Raw genomic sequence first — 15,491 nt, forward strand, 5'->3', positions numbered from 1 at the left:
ATGGCTGGGCAGTTTAAGATGGACTCCATCCCGGGATCGCTTGTGGTAGTTGGCGGTACTTATGAGCCTTGGTTATCGGTACTGGAGCAAGTGGGCTGGAAGTGTCACCAAGTAGGTGACTTACGCAAAGCTAATACGCTGTTAGAAGATATTGGTCCATGTATCGGTATTGTTGATCTCAGCCATGACGAGTTCAGCTTGAATGGTTTGGCGAACTTAGTCAGCTCTCACAAACACGTACGTTGGTTAGCGTTTATTCGTGAATCTCAGCTTGGCACTGACACCATATGCCAGTTCATTGTTAACTTTTGTATCGATTTTTTCACAGCGCCGATCCCAGATGCACAGTTATTAAGCACAATAGGTCACCAGCTTGGCATGCTTAAGTTGGAGAAAAAAGTTTGGCCTAGTTTTGGTAGCAGTTTAGATATGGGTTTGATCGGTGAATCTATCCCGATGAAACGTTTACGCGATCAAGTGAAGCGCATTGGTCCAACGGACGTCAGTATTCTGATTTCTGGGGAAAGTGGGACTGGTAAAGAGGCGGTTGCTAGGGCCATCCATAAAGTCTCTTCACGCTCTCATAAACCGTTTATGGCAATTAACTGTCGCGCACTCAATGAACAACGTTTCCAAGCTGAAGTATTTGGTATTAACGCCGATGAAGATATGGAAGCATGCCTGCTTGAACAAGCAGATGGCGGCACCGTGTTGTTTAACGACATTCTTACCATTTCAAAAGAGCAGCAAATGAATCTGCTGAGATTCTTGCAAGAAGGCACCATTGATACCAAAGATGGCGTAAAAGCGGTTAACGTGCGTATTCTTGCTGCTAACTCGTCAGATGTTGAAAAAGCTTTGATTGACGGTGACTTCAATGAAGAGCTTTACCATTACATCAACGTTTTGCGCATCAATGTCCCTAGCTTGAAAGAACGTGCGAGTGACATCGCATTGCTGGCTCGTTTCTACTTACAAGAGTTCTCAAAAGAGTACAACTCGCAAGCAAAAAGCTTTTCTGAGGATGCATTCAAGGCACTGACACGTTATTTCTGGCCTGGAAATGTGCGTGAGCTGATGAACCAAGTGAAGCGAGCGGTATTAATGTCCGACAGCGTAATGATTGAAGAGCATCACTTAGATTTACCTCAACGTAATGACTCAAAGCGCAGCTTGAAATCAATCCGAGAGAAGAGTGAACGTGATGCGTTGCTGGTTGTTTTGGAATCTCATTCTGGTCAAGTTTCAAATGCGGCGAAAGAGCTCGGAGTTTCGCGTGCAACCATGTATCGACTACTTAATAAACATAACTTGATTTCCGAACAAGCCATGTAGTTGGCCTTTCCCTGTGTTAAATAGGCGAATAAATACAATAAAAGAGAGTGGCCACAGAGCCGCTCTTTTTATTTTTGTTTGGTTTGATTTATAAAATCCGCAAATTTATATATTCCTCAGGTGAATATGTTATACGTAAAAGTATATGAAACTAAATTGCGGTGTATTGATTTGTTTTTAATCAAAAAGGCAAAAAATGTTTGATATATATCCATCAAAGCTTACAATTTAACCGTAACTCAATGAGTTATACCTTTCATAAACGGATTAATTTTTAGCTAGGAGGCGCAAGATGAAACATTACGTTGTTAACACCACTGCTTGCGCTGATCGTATGCCTATCGCTCCGATAACCCTTAAATCGGATGATACCAATACCACTGGCTCACAAGATAAAAATTAATCCGTAACCTATCATATTTATTACTAGGCTGCGGAAAAGTAGCGGCTTAGTATCAACAGAATATTTCTGTTCATTTTACGCACTATTTTTCCCAGTCGAATACATCGATAATCGGAGAAAATATTATGCGTCACTCTATTTACCTACAATTGGCCACTTTGCTATTGAAAGCAGACCTTAAACGCGAAGAAAAGCAATGGCAGCGCACCATACGCCGAACTGCTCATGATATTCCATGGACGAATGTTCATCTATTGAGAGATATTGGTTTAGATCGCGATGGTCGTTCTACACGTGCCAATGTTCCGGATGCAGTAAAAGTTGAACGTCGAGTTCGTCACCTTCGTCGAGTCTTAACGTCGCGAATAATGACGTAATCGTTAGCGTGTTGGGCTGACTGAGTTGCTAACGAGTCATTCAACACGCTTAACTTTTTATATGAAGTATGACTTCATTGGATAAACAGCTGATCTTGAAGATCAGCTGTTTTCGTTTGAAGGTGGTACTGTTAAGGGCAAGGATTCGAGTAAGTTGTACCTATTGCTTGAATTTCAGTAAGTAGTTCGTCGCTAAGTTGCAAATCAATACTGTCGATATTGGCTTTTAATTGGTCTAGGTTTGTTGCTCCGATAATGTTAGAAGCAACAAATGGACGCTGATTGACAAACGCGAGCGCCATTTGTGCAGGGTTTAGACCATGCTCTTGAGCTAAATTGACGTAAGCTTCGGTCGCTTTAACACCTTGCGGAGTGAAGTAGCGCGCAAAACGCTCCCACTTAGTGCATCGAGCGCCTTCAGGTTTTGCCCCGTTTAGGTATTTACCACTCAGGCAGCCAAATGCCAAAGGAGAGTAGGCAAGTAACTGAACGCCTTCGTAATGGCTGATTTCAGACAAGCCAACTTCGAAGCTGCGGTTCAATAAGTTATATGGGTTTTGAATGGAGACAATTCTTGGCAAATCGTGTTTTTCTGCCAAACGCAATAGCGACATCACACCCCACGGCGTCTCGTTGGATACGCCGATATAGCGCACTTTACCTGCATTCACTAATTCAGTAAGCGCTTCCAACGTTTCAATTAACGTGACTTCTTCTTGTTTGTCAGGGTATGGGTAGTTGAGTTGACCAAAGCAGTTGGTTTGACGCTGCGGCCAATGTAGTTGGTACAAATCGACATAATCGGTTTGTAGACGATTAAGGCTGTCATCAATTGCTGTATGGATGTGGCGACGATTAAGGCTCATGTTGTCTCTAATGTGAGGAACATTGCGAGGGCCTGCCACTTTTGTTGCCAGTACTACTTTCTCTCTTTTGCCGCTTTTTGCTAACCAATTACCGATGTATTGCTCGGTGAGCCCTTGTGTTTCCGAGTTTGGCGGTACAGGGTACATCTCTGCGGTATCGATGAAGTTCACCCCATGATCGAGGGCAAAGTCGAGCTGTTCAAAGGCGTCCTTTTCTGTGTTTTGCTCGCCAAACGTCATAGTGCCGAGGCAGATTTTACTGATCTCAAGTGATGAGTGCGGTAGTTTTGTGTATTGCATATCACGTCCTTGAAGAGTTACCGACTAAATAAGTGACTCCAATATAGGGGATTTTTAGCCGCAATCGCAAATGATTTACGTATAAAGGGAGAGCAAACTCGAAAGCTACAGTTAGCCTAACTACACTTAAATAATCGTGTGAAGGAGGTATGTTATGCAGAAGCATCAATTGGACATGTGGCTACATGGTCCACATAAAGATACTTATAAAACTCCCAAAGTATTTGTGATTGGGTGTTCTGATGTCTCTGACTATCTTTTAGCTGTGGAGTACAAGCATCAACTTGAGCCGATTAAAGACGGTGAAGACCCGATACATTTTGGCTCTCTAGACTTAGTAAAAGAAGAATTATTGAGGCTAGGGGTCGATAAAGCGTATTTAAGGCTGCGTAATGCGTATGACGAATGTGGCACTGAAGAGGCAGCCTCGTACTGCGATATTGAGTTATCGCTCGTGACGCACTAAATAGCTGATATAGTTTTATTCTGGTTGAGTGTTAATGTAGTGCTTGAGTAAGATCTGTTCAGTAAACTGTGTTCTAAGGTAAAAGCCTCGGGGCAGAGTTTTCATCGGCTTACCATTTGAGTTATATGCTTCGGTGAGCGCTTTTGCATTTGCGGCTTTAGGGCGAAGATGCAGCGCTTCTCCGTGTCTGGCGGAAATTTGATCAAATCTTCCCAAGACGATCATCTCCATTAACTCTTCCCAGTCATTTCGCAAAATCCGTTCTTCTTCTTCATCTGGTGACCAAATGAGTGGACTGCCCACACGTCTTTCAGCGAGTGGGATTTCTCGTTCTCCTTCTACGGGTACCCAAAGCACACGAGATAGCTTGTTTCGAACATGACTTGTTTCCCATGTAAGACCATGAACACCAGTGAGGGGGGCCACAGAAACAAAGGTTGTTTCTAAAGGTTTGCCAGAGTAACTGATCGGAATACTTTTCAACTCGATCCCTAGTTTTGCGAAATCTTGTTGAGGTTTACTGCCAGCTGGAGCGCCCAAGTGCCATTCGAGTAATTGACCCACCCAACCTTTATCACGTTTTAAGTTTTCAGGAACAATCATATTCGCCTCGGCGGCCAACTCAGCAAAACAGAGTCCTGCCATATCATGCGCTCGTTCCAATAGCTCTGCTTCTGTTTGTGGTTCTGGTTTCATAGTTACAAGGTGGTATTACAAAAAATATAGTTTATCAAACTCCGACCAAATCTACTGTTTAAGATTTCACCGAGGCGGTGTAAGAACGATCAATTCATAACTTATCCACAGGTGGAGGAGGTATTGATAAGATCCTGGCGGGGTCTGTATGAATAAACAGGGGTTAAAATGCATTTTTGGGGTTGATTTTGTTGTAATCATCTAAACGAATAGCAGGTGAGTGTGGATAAATAGCCTGTTGGTGGATCTTTGACCGATCTGAGTTTGGTGAAAAGATCATCAAGAAACTGAAGATCGAATTATCGTTGTTTTTAAAAATAAATACTTTTTTATCAATGTTTTATGTTTATTTTTTTGTTTCTTCATCTGTTTTGCTTTTGATGGGATTGAACTGAATTACTCATTTGAATTGAATTCTTCACAAAGTTATTCACAGAAAAGGTGAATAAATGTGGGCAATGTCTCACTCTTGTGTTGATAAGGTATGGTTTGATTAAAAGATATCCAAAAATGGTGAAAAGGTAATAAATCTTGCTCATATCACATCAGTAAGTTTGCTAGTAATGGGGATATGTGGAAAAATCACGGTAATAAAAAATTTATTCATAGAGGTTAGCCAGTGATAGATGGCGATGGTTACCGACTTAATGTTGGTATTGTGATATGTAATAACCATGGTCAGGTCTTCTGGGCTAAACGATACGGGCAACACTCATGGCAATTTCCACAAGGTGGGATTGACGAAGGTGAAACCCCTGAACAAGCCATGTTCAGGGAGTTATACGAAGAAGTCGGTTTAACGAAAAAAGACGTTAAGATCATTGCAACAAGTCGTCATTGGTTAAGATATAAGCTACCAAAGCGATTGGTGCGTTGGGACTCCAAGCCTGTTTGTATCGGCCAAAAACAGAAATGGTTTCTGCTGAGATTAGAATGCGATGAGTCTCGCATTAATATGCAACGCGGAAAATCCCCTGAATTTGATGGTTGGCGCTGGGTAAGTTACTGGTATCCAGTTAGGCAAGTTGTTTCTTTCAAGCGAGATGTTTATCGACGAGCGATGAAAGAATTTGCATCCTTAGCCATGCCTTTTCGAGAGAGAAAAGCGAAAGGGAAAAGAAAAAAGCAACGTAGAGGATAATCATGCTCAGTCAGCTAAGGGAAATAGTTGAGAAAGTCTCCAGGGTCGATGATGTGCATCTGGCACTCGATATATTGGTGAAAGAGACTTGTGCTGCCCTTAGTACTGAGTGCTGTACTATCTATCTTGCTAATGAAGAAATGCAGCGCCTTGAGTTAATGGCAACTCAAGGCCTTATTTTTGAAGGTGATAGTATTCATATCAACTTCAATGAAGGCTTGGTTGGGTTGGTAAAACGAAGCGCTGAACCCCTTAACCTTGCCGAAGCCTCAAAACACCCCGAGTTCAAATTCTTTCCTCAACTCGGCGAACAGATTTACCACTCTTTTTTAGCTACTCCAATCATTCATCGTAAACAAGTTTTAGGTGTGTTGGTGATCCAACAAAAAACGCCGCGCTTGTTTAGTGAAATGGAAGAATCGTTTCTTGTTACCTTATCCGCTCAGTTAGCGGTGCTCATTGCACATGCGCAGAATCTTGGGCATTGGCAGTTAGCATCTAAACCCACGGTATTAAAAGGTTTGCCTGCGTCTACTGGTGTCGCGATTGGAGAGTTTTGGTTCGACAATACCCAGCCGAGTTTATCGGATGTTTTCCCTTCGTCCACGTTAGATAAGGAACGCGAGCACGAGACATTACTGGTGGCCATAGAGCGAGCGTTAAATGACTTTCGCCGTATGCGGAAAAAGCTGGACAGTGAAATCAACAAAGATGCGCTGGCGATCTTCGATCTGTTTACTCACTTACTGAATGATCCGATGCTTCGCGGTGATTTGAAGAAGCAGATTGAAAAAGGAGATAGGGCAGACTGGGCGTTACGCCAAGTTGTAGAGTCATACTCGAATCGATTTGCAAGAATGTCGGATGTATACATGCGTGAAAGAGCGCAAGATATCCGAGAGTTAGGGCAAAGGCTGCTCTATTTTCTGCACAACAGTGAGCAAGAAAATTCTGCAATTGATCGTCCCATTATTTTGGTGGCGAACGAACTCACTGCCACCTTGCTCGCTTCTGTACCTAAAGAGTTTTTGTTAGCCGTCGTATCATTAGAGGGAGGCGCAAACTCTCACGCTGCCATTTTATCTCGAGCTCTTGGGGTCCCTGCAGTCATGGGCGCCAACATTAATCCGGATGTGGTGAATGGCAAACTCGGGATAGTCGACGGCTATACGGGTGAGATCTTCTTAGAGCCAAACCGCCAGTTGTTGCGAGAGTATCGCAGCTTAGTAAGCGAAGAGTCTGAACTGTTTGCCATGGTAAACAAGGACCTCGCACTCCCTGCGGTTACGCAAGATAATCACCATATCGAAATTATGCTGAATGCGGGACTCAGTGCAGACAGTAATATTGCCATCAACACAGGTGTTGATGGTGTTGGGTTGTACCGAACTGAGATTGCATTTTTACTTCAGCATCACTTTCCTTCGGAAGATGAGCAGTATCATCAATACCAAGCAATACTTAACAGCTATCCGAATCAACGAGTAGTGATGCGTACTTTGGATATTGGTGGTGACAAACCTTTGCCGTATTTGCCCATCGAAGAAGATAATCCGTTTCTAGGCTGGCGTGGCATTCGTTTTACATTGGATCATCCAGACATTTTCTTGATCCAGCTGCGTGCAATGTTAAGAGCGAGTGCAGAAAGCGGAAACTTAAGTATCTTATTGCCAATGGTGTCAGGGGTAAAAGAGCTAGACGATGCCATTAGCTTGATTAATCAAGCTCACAGCGAAGCCGTTTTGCTTGATGATAGAATTCAATTCCCACAAATTGGGGTCATGATTGAAGTACCATCGATGGTGTATCTGTTGCCAACGATTGCTCACCGTGTTGATTTTGTTTCTGTCGGGACAAACGATTTAACTCAGTATTTATTAGCGGTAGATAGGAACAATTCGCGCGTAGCGGATGTCTATGAATCTATGCATCCTGCGGTACTGTTAGCGCTTAAGCAAATCCATGAGGTGTGTGATAAATATCAGGTGCCCGTGTGTATTTGTGGTGAGCTAGCGGGTGATCCATTTGGCGCTCTTCTCTTACTTGGGTTAGGGTATACCAGTTTGAGTATGAACACCTCCAACGTGGCTAAGGTGAAATATTTGATTCGTCATAGTCAACAAGAAGAATTAGAAAAATTAGCGGAGCAAGCAATGACAAAGTCCTATGGGGAGGACATTCATCAAATGATGCATGACTTCTTCATTCAACAGGGCTTTGCGGGCTTTATCCGTGCAGGTAAAAAGTAGGAAATCGTGACCGTCTCTTTATTTTTGTTATTGTTGGCGCTAGGCGCTTTTGTGGGTGTGATGGCGGGGTTACTCGGTATCGGTGGTGGTTTGATTGTTGTTCCTGCCTTGTTGTATTTGCTTCCTCTTGCTGGGATCTCTCCAGAAATGAGTATGCACATGGCCTTAGCCACTTCGTTAGCGAGTATTATTGTCACGTCTGGCTCATCGGCGATGAATCACCTTAAGCTCGGCAATGTCGATATGTTTGTCGTAAAATGGTTGATGCCTGGTGTGGTCATTGGTGGCTTTGTTGGTGCCAATATTGCTGAGTGGATCCCTACACACTATTTGCCGAAAGTGTTTGGTGTCATTGTTCTTTGCCTGTCAGTACAAATGTTTCGTTCCATTAAAGTTACGAGCAGTAAACCTATGCCGAGCAGCCCTGTGACTGTAGTTTACGGCACGGGAATTGGTGTCGTATCAAGCCTTGCTGGTATTGGTGGTGGCTCACTGTCGGTACCATTTTTAAATAAACATGGGATAGAGATGCGTAAAGCGGTGGGCTCATCCTCCGTTTGTGGTTGCGTGATTGCTATTTCTGGTATGATCGGCTTCATCTTACATGGCTATAAAGTGGAAGGCTTACCTTCATACAGTATTGGCTATGTTTATCTTCCCGCTTTATTAGCGATTGCTATGGCCTCGATGCTCACAACAAAAGTGGGTGCGAAGCTCGCAACTAACCTTCCAACAGCGGTATTAAAAAAGATATTCGCGGTGTTCTTAATGTTTGTTGCAGCGACCATGCTGCTCTAAGTTTGTACCCAAGTCATTCTCGCTGAACCAAGCATCTAGAGGTTACTTGGGTATATTTATTTTGTTGTGATAAGAAGAGAATGATTTATGTCTCAGGGATATATTGAATTTCCCAATATTGATCCGGTTTTAATCTCTATTGGTCCTGTTTCGGTTCGTTGGTACGGTTTGATGTACCTTGTTGGCTTTATGTTTGCTCTATGGTTAGCGAACCGACGTGCGGATAAGCCTGGAAGTGGTTGGACACGAGAGCAGGTTTCTGATTTGTTGTTCGCAGGCTTCCTTGGCGTGGTGATTGGTGGCCGTGTAGGCTACGTGCTTTTCTACAATTTTGAGCTCTTCCTGGCTGACCCTTTGTATCTATTTAAAGTGTGGACTGGTGGTATGTCTTTCCACGGGGGCTTACTGGGTGTGATTACTGCGATGTTCTGGTATGCACACAAAAACGGGCGAACTTTCTTCGGTGTTGCTGACTTTATCGCGCCGCTTGTGCCATTTGGTTTGGGTATGGGGCGTTTAGGTAACTTCATGAACAGCGAGTTGTGGGGCCGAGTAACGGATGTGCCTTGGGCGATCGTTTTCCCAAATGGCGGTCCACTGCCACGTCATCCATCACAGCTTTATGAAATGGCGCTTGAAGGCATCGTCCTTTTCTTCATTTTGAATTGGTTCATCAAGAAACCTCGTCCTCTAGGTTCTGTTTCAGGACTCTTTCTTGCGGGTTACGGAACCTTCCGTTTCCTAGTAGAATACGTGCGCGAACCAGACGCTCATTTGGGTTTATTCGGTGGCTTTATTTCCATGGGACAGATTTTATCTCTGCCAATGGTGGTTATCGGTGTCCTCATGATGGTTTGGGCATACAAACGTGGTCATTACAAAGACGAATTACCACAAAAGACGAAGTAAGGTATTGGTGTGAAACAGTATTTAGATTTGTGTCAACGCATCGTTGACCAAGGTGTTTGGGTTGAAAATGAGCGTACAGGCAAGCGCTGCCTGACCGTAATCAACGCGGATTTAACCTACGATGTTGCGAACAATCAATTTCCGTTGGTCACCACACGTAAAAGTTTTTGGAAAGCAGCTGTTGCAGAGCTACTAGGGTACATTCGTGGTTACGATAATGCGGAAGATTTTCGTAAGCTGGGCACGAAAACCTGGGATGCCAATGCCAACCTAAATGATGCCTGGTTGAATAACCCATACCGTAAAGGCGAAGACGACATGGGCCGTGTCTATGGAGTTCAAGGGCGCGCCTGGGCGAAACCTGATGGTGGTCATGTTGACCAGCTACGTAAGATAGTGGATGACTTAACGCGTGGTGTTGATGACCGCGGTGAAATCTTGAACTTCTACAATCCGGGTGAGTTCCACATGGGGTGCTTGCGTCCTTGTATGTACAGTCACCATTTTTCATTGCTGGATGATACGCTTTACCTGAATAGTACTCAGCGTTCGTGTGATGTACCGCTTGGCTTAAACTTCAATATGGTTCAAGTTTACGTGTTCTTGGTGATTATGGCGCAAATTACGGGCAAGAAACCTGGTCAGGCATTTCATAAGATTGTGAATGCTCACATTTATGAAGATCAGCTTGAACTGATGCGCGATGTTCAGTTGAAACGTGAGCCATTAAAAGCGCCGACGTTCCATATCAACCCAGAGATTAAATCTCTAGAAGATTTGGAAACATGGGTCACACTGGATGACTTTTGGGTTGAAGGGTACGAGCATCACGATCCTATTCGTTACCCATTCTCAGTGTAACGAGTATCGTTCTTCAAGATATAGAAAAAGCTCCGAATGGAGCTTTTTTCTTTTTTGTACTTAGAAGGTATTATTTTAGTGCACTGACAATATAACGGTGAATTGGGTTGGTCTGCATCGGTGTGGACAGTGCCGGGCTAATAAACTTAGGTTGAGTGAATATTTCTTTACTCACTAATGAGCGGATAAGCTCAAAATACTTCAGCTCCGTTTTCCCGCACAACAATAGTGAAAAGTCATCGCCCAATTTATCATAGGCATTGAGCACCTCTCGGAATCCTCTAAGATACAAGTAATCCTTCGTTAAACCTCCACCTCGATAGACTCGGGCAGTCGTTGTAAATGCTTGAAGATCAGAAGCTTTATACTGTTCTTTTAATAGCATGAACGTATGGCGGAAATCGCGATCCTTGATCATCGACTCTACTGCCAGAACTCGTAAGGCTAAGGTTCTTAGGCGCTTGATACTGAAATGTCCTGACAGATACTCACATAATATAGCCAGCCCTTCTTGAGTGTTGGTATTGGCAGGACAACCTAAGCTCAGGACTTTTAGCGGTTGTTGACGACCGTTAAGCGTAGTCAGGAGATGTACTCCCATTTCATGATGTGCAAGAGCCTCCAGCTCATCAGTGGTGATGTACGCCGCGTGGTTAATTTTGACTCGAGATCCTGAAACTAGTGCGTTTGCTAACATCCCGTCCAACACCTGTATTTCACATTCATACCCATTGCGTTGAGCAAAATTTTGCATGAAACGTGCTATTGCACGGCTATCGTGCTGAGGTTCTTTTTCTTCTTCTGTAGGAAGGTGCAATATGAAATGGGCGTTGGCAATATCTTTGGCGCTCGGTTCCCCATAATAGCGTAAGGAGTTATAAAGAAACTCTTGCGTGCCTATGGTATTCACTTGATCCAGTTTATCTGCATAAGACTGAATTACATCTGCGTACAGCCTCTGCAATTGGGTGTCTTGAATGTTTTCTAGAGGTAGCTCATATAGACGTCGCTTTGCGCTGTGAGTATCTACATTAGTAATTGAATATTGAAAATTAGGCTCTTGAGAATATTTGTTTTTAATGAAACGTTCTCTTTCTTGAGCATAATTAAGAGGATTCACGCTACTGAGGATATCAATATCAGCAACCAGTTGGGTTAGGTTTTCGTCTATTGCGAGTAGCTGATCAGAAATAGCGTCATTAAGCTGCGTCATGTTGTCGACTCCAAATGAGATAGCTCAGCATAAGCATGCTGATGTGGCTCAAATTATCACCGGACAATCGATTTGAACAGTTTAATTATCATAAAAAAGGCTCCACGATGTGGAGCCTAAACAATAAGCGATGGTATGTCGTTGTTGTTACGTTGTTAGGGCTAGAATCGCACCTGGTAGAATAACGAATACTGACATTAGGTAGCCACCAACAACAGCTTTATTCTTAATAGCCATTTCAGAAATCATCTCAGCGCCTTTAACCGGAATCTCACGTAGGAATGGAATTCCAAAGATAAACAGCGTCGCCATGATGTTAAATACTAAGTGGACTAGAGCGATTTGAAGTGCGAATACTGCGAACTCTCCAGATACCGCTGTCGCTGCTAGTAGTGCCGTAATACAAGTACCAATGTTAGCACCCAGAGTGAAAGGGTAGATATCTCGTACTTTCAACACGCCAGTACCAACCAACGGAACCATTAAACTTGTCGTGGTTGAGGAAGATTGTACTAGAACGGTCACGATTGAGCCTGATACGATGCCGTGAATAGGACCACGACCGATGGCGTTTTTCAAAATTTCACGTGCGCGACCAACCATTAGGCTCTTCATTAATTTACCCATCACTGTGATTGCAACGAAGATAGTCGCAATACCCAAAGCAATAAGCATGACGCCGCCAACAGTATCACCGAAGGTAGAAAGTGGCTCTTTAATTGCGCCTACGACTGGCTTTGTAATTGGTTTAATAAAGTTGAAGCCTTTAATGCTCATATCACCAGTAGCAAGCAGTGGAGAAACAAGCCAGTGAGAAACTTTCTCTAAAATGCCGAACATCATTTCCAACGGAAGGAAAATAGCGACAGCAAGCAAGTTGAAGAAGTCGTGAATGGTTGCACTTGCAAATGCACGTTTGAACTCTTCTTTACAGCGCACGTGGCCAAGAGATACAAGCGTATTGGTCACTGTGGTACCAATGTTAGCACCCATCACCATAGGGATAGCGGTTTCTACAGGTAAGCCACCTGCAACCAAGCCTACAATAATAGACGTTACAGTACTTGAAGACTGAATTAAGGCTGTTGCCACCAAGCCGATCATTAGACCTGCAACTGGGTGTGCGGCAAATTCAAATAGCACCTTAGCTTGATCGCCAGTTGCCCATTTAAAGCCACTACCAACCATAGATACTGCTAGAAGAAGCAGATATAACATGAATGCCAAGTTAGCCCAGCGTAACCAACGAGCTGTGCTCGAAATTGGTGCCACTGTTGAAGTAGCTTGGTTCATCATAATTTTCTCCGTTGACCTTTCAGTTCATTTTTCGGTCTGTAGTTGAATCTGCGGGCGATGTTAGAGAACAAATATTTCAGTAATATTACAGATTTCTTGCTGTGAGAGATTTTTATTGTTCTTTTTGATAATGGCGTAAAAGAAGAAGAAAATTAATTTTTAACTTGTTGATTTTAGTGGTTAAATTTTGGTTTCGTTTTGTTTGGTTTTTGCGTTTTTTTTGTAGAGAAAATGCGCCTCAGTTCAACTTTTATGACAGTATTGACTTTATACTTTCGGTAAAACTTATGCTTTTGTAAGGTATTGTATGGTTTTGTCGAGTTTATTGTTTGTCTCTGTCACATTTGGTATAAAAAGTATCACTTTCTTTTCGGGACTCGATCATGTCACATCTAAACTACAACCATCTCTATTATTTCTGGATGGTGTGCAAACAGGGCTCTGTAACTAAGGCGGCTGACGCGCTCTTCCTGACACCGCAAACCGTGACAGGACAGATTAAAGCGCTTGAAGAGCGCATGAAAGGAAAGTTAACCAAGCGCAATGGTCGTACAGTTGAGCCCACTGAGTTAGGTCAGCTTGTGTTTAAGTACGCCGACCGGATGTTCGGTTTGAGCTATGAGATGTTAGATATCGTCAATTACAGCCAGCACTCGAACATTCTATTTGAAGTTGGTGTAGCCGATGCATTATCTAAACGCTTGGTCAGTAAAGTACTGATGACGACCGTCCCGGAAGATAACAGTATTCATTTACGCTGTTATGAATCGACCCACGAACTGCTACTTGAACGCCTTTCTCAGCACAAGCTAGATATGATCCTTTCGGATTGTCCCGTTGATTCTACTCAAAGTCCTGGCCTTTATAGCAAAAAGTTGGGTGAAAGTAGCATGAGCTTTTTTGCTTCTTCTGAAATTGAAAATGTGCGATTCCCTGAGATCTTGGAACAAAAAAAACTTCTGATTCCCGCGAGCCGAACGGCTATGGGGCGTAAAGTTATTCAATGGTTTGATCGTCAAGGCCTTCAACCCAATGTGCTAGGGGAGTTTGATGATGTTGCGTTGATGAAAGCTTTTGCTCGGTACCACGATGATGTGATTTTCTTGGCACCGACCGTATACATGTCGGAGATTGAAGACGACCGAAATTTACAGCTAATTGGCCATGTCGATGGGCTAAAAGAAGAGTACTACGTGATTTTTGCGGAACGAATGATCCAACACCCCGCGGTAAAAAATGTTTGTGATGCTGATTTCAGTCAAATGTTTGAGTAAACCCGTATCGTTGCGTAAATAAATAGATTACTATCAATAAAAATATAATTCTAAATAATATCTAAGTAAGCAAGATACTTGTTTTAGTGAGCAAAACTATTAATTATTGATGGCGCACCAATTAAAATCCTTGGTGGATAATATTGGTGTATCACTAACAACTAAATTAGAGGTTCTAATAATGAAGACTCTGGAAGTGTATCTTGATTTTCTTAGATATATAAATCAGTGCAACACAACAAGCTGGCCAGGGTTGGAATAAGTAAGTTGTAGCTAGAGGTCCAACACATGAATCTACAAGAAATGGAGCAGAACTCCGCAAAAGCCGTCGTGTTGCTCAAAGCGATGGCAAACGAGAGACGCCTACAAATCCTTTGTATGCTGCATAACCAAGAGCTGTCCGTGGGAGAGCTGTGTGCAAAGTTAGAGCTAAGCCAGTCGGCATTATCTCAGCATCTTGCTTGGCTTCGCCGTGATGAGTTAGTCACGACAAGGAAAGAAGCACAGACGGTGTACTACACATTAAAGAGTGATGAAGTGAAAGCGTTAATAAAAACACTGCATAGTCTTTATTGTGCTGAGAGTGCTCAACATTAATTAAATAGTCCTAATATACTGCTCATCTTAGAGTGTGAATCTAACTTGTTGGAATATTTGAGAGTGGCGTTAAACTTTTGATGATAGGGTACTACTCATCGACCAATTTGCTTTGTTCTCAAGTGTTTTATTAGTGCTTTCTAGTTTGAGCGTTATATGGGTAATGAATAAGCTGATGTCTTTAAATGGGACATTCAGAAAAAGAAAAGCTGGCATTGCCAGCTTTTTTTATTAAGAAAACTTTGTAGATATAAAAAAACCGACACAAGGTCGGTTTTTTCTTCACTGTAAAATCAGGACTCTATTAAAGAGCTTTGATTTGTGCAGCGAAACGAGACTTATGGCGAGCTGCTTTATTCTTGTGAATAAGGCCTTTAGTTGCCATGCGGTCTAGGATAGGTGTAACTACAGCGAATGCAGCAGTTGCAGCTTCTTTGTCGCCTGCTTCGATAGCAGCAACAGTTTTCTTCATGTAAGTACGCATCATTGAGCGACGGCTAGCATTGTGCTGACGACGTTTCTCAGCTTGGATAGCGCGCTTCTTAGCAGATTTACTATTTGCCAAGGGTCTAACTCCCAAAAACTTAGTTCTGTGACAATTTAAGGGCGAGGAATATCCCTCATTTGCGCTTAAATGTCAAATGATTTGTGCAAAAACCGATCTAAGCCAAAACAAATTTTGGTAAGAGAGGTTATCGCGGTTAAGATGG

Annotated in this window: 15 protein-coding genes; 10 read left to right on the top strand and 5 right to left on the bottom strand. The window is 42.9% G+C overall.

From position 1 onward, the window contains the following. Both vpsR and R7P35_RS20800 read left to right on the top strand, forming a co-directional pair. Complete coding sequence (gene vpsR / locus R7P35_RS20795; RefSeq protein WP_017635067.1) at positions 1-1,335, top strand: cyclic-di-GMP-binding transcriptional regulator VpsR; 1,335 nt, start codon at positions 1-3, stop codon at positions 1,333-1,335. A 528-nt stretch (positions 1,336-1,863) separates the two neighbouring features. Further along, on the top strand, positions 1,864-2,115 hold the full coding sequence (locus R7P35_RS20800) for a hypothetical protein (RefSeq protein ID WP_005381776.1): 252 nt from the start codon (positions 1,864-1,866) through the stop codon (positions 2,113-2,115). 131 nt (positions 2,116-2,246) lie between these two features. On the opposite strand, the gene R7P35_RS20805 is transcribed toward R7P35_RS20800, so the two are convergent. Beyond that, positions 2,247-3,281, bottom strand: coding sequence for an NADP(H)-dependent aldo-keto reductase (locus tag R7P35_RS20805; protein WP_005381774.1), 1,035 nt, complete (start codon positions 3,279-3,281; stop codon positions 2,247-2,249). 154 nt (positions 3,282-3,435) lie between these two features. Between R7P35_RS20805 and R7P35_RS20810 the strand changes: the two genes are divergently transcribed. Then, positions 3,436-3,747, top strand: coding sequence for a DUF6482 family protein (locus tag R7P35_RS20810; protein WP_005381772.1), 312 nt, complete (start codon positions 3,436-3,438; stop codon positions 3,745-3,747). Between the two features lie 15 nt (positions 3,748-3,762). Here R7P35_RS20810 and mutH read toward each other — a convergent pair whose 3' ends face one another. Further along, complete coding sequence (gene mutH / locus R7P35_RS20815; RefSeq protein ID WP_206953692.1) at positions 3,763-4,443, bottom strand: DNA mismatch repair endonuclease MutH; 681 nt, start codon at positions 4,441-4,443, stop codon at positions 3,763-3,765. Between the two features lie 619 nt (positions 4,444-5,062). Here mutH and rppH point away from each other — a divergent pair. From rppH to R7P35_RS20840, 5 genes are all read left to right on the top strand, one after another. Continuing rightward, complete coding sequence (rppH, locus tag R7P35_RS20820; RefSeq protein ID WP_005381953.1) at positions 5,063-5,584, top strand: RNA pyrophosphohydrolase; 522 nt, start codon at positions 5,063-5,065, stop codon at positions 5,582-5,584. Positions 5,585-5,586: 2 nt separating this feature from the next. After that, positions 5,587-7,833 carry a phosphoenolpyruvate--protein phosphotransferase gene (gene ptsP / locus R7P35_RS20825; RefSeq protein WP_005385966.1) on the top strand — a complete coding sequence of 749 codons (2,247 nt, stop codon included), beginning with the start codon at positions 5,587-5,589 and terminating at the stop codon, positions 7,831-7,833. Positions 7,834-7,839: 6 nt separating this feature from the next. Then, the gene (locus R7P35_RS20830) at positions 7,840-8,631 is read left to right on the top strand and encodes a sulfite exporter TauE/SafE family protein (protein WP_005385965.1); all 792 of its coding nucleotides are present in this window, start codon (positions 7,840-7,842) and stop codon (positions 8,629-8,631) included. A gap of 87 nt (positions 8,632-8,718) precedes the next feature. Next, positions 8,719-9,540 (top strand): prolipoprotein diacylglyceryl transferase, encoded by an 822-nt coding sequence (gene lgt / locus R7P35_RS20835; RefSeq protein WP_005381948.1) that lies wholly within the window; start codon positions 8,719-8,721, stop codon positions 9,538-9,540. A 9-nt stretch (positions 9,541-9,549) separates the two neighbouring features. Beyond that, positions 9,550-10,401 carry a thymidylate synthase gene (locus R7P35_RS20840; protein WP_025768429.1) on the top strand — a complete coding sequence of 284 codons (852 nt, stop codon included), beginning with the start codon at positions 9,550-9,552 and terminating at the stop codon, positions 10,399-10,401. Between the two features lie 70 nt (positions 10,402-10,471). On the opposite strand, the gene R7P35_RS20845 is transcribed toward R7P35_RS20840, so the two are convergent. Both R7P35_RS20845 and R7P35_RS20850 read right to left on the bottom strand, forming a co-directional pair. Continuing rightward, complete coding sequence (locus tag R7P35_RS20845; protein ID WP_053306894.1) at positions 10,472-11,614, bottom strand: flavohemoglobin expression-modulating QEGLA motif protein; 1,143 nt, start codon at positions 11,612-11,614, stop codon at positions 10,472-10,474. 147 nt (positions 11,615-11,761) lie between these two features. Continuing rightward, complete coding sequence (locus tag R7P35_RS20850; protein ID WP_025768431.1) at positions 11,762-12,907, bottom strand: Na/Pi symporter; 1,146 nt, start codon at positions 12,905-12,907, stop codon at positions 11,762-11,764. Between the two features lie 386 nt (positions 12,908-13,293). On the opposite strand from R7P35_RS20850, the gene nhaR reads away from it, so the two are divergent. Next, positions 13,294-14,184, top strand: a complete 891-nt coding sequence (gene nhaR, locus R7P35_RS20855) for a transcriptional activator NhaR (RefSeq protein ID WP_005381942.1) — start codon at positions 13,294-13,296, stop codon at positions 14,182-14,184. A 288-nt stretch (positions 14,185-14,472) separates the two neighbouring features. Continuing rightward, entirely contained in the window at positions 14,473-14,781 is a 309-nt protein-coding gene (locus R7P35_RS20860; RefSeq protein ID WP_005381940.1) for an ArsR/SmtB family transcription factor, read from the top strand. A 304-nt stretch (positions 14,782-15,085) separates the two neighbouring features. On the opposite strand, the gene rpsT is transcribed toward R7P35_RS20860, so the two are convergent. Then, a complete protein-coding gene (rpsT, locus tag R7P35_RS20865; protein ID WP_005381938.1) occupies positions 15,086-15,346 on the bottom strand; it encodes a 30S ribosomal protein S20 in 261 nt (86 codons plus the stop codon). Positions 15,347-15,491: the final 145 nt, after the last annotated feature.

This window comes from Vibrio sp. Vb0304 (assembly GCF_033338995.1).
GTDB lineage: Bacteria > Pseudomonadota > Gammaproteobacteria > Enterobacterales > Vibrionaceae > Vibrio > Vibrio alginolyticus.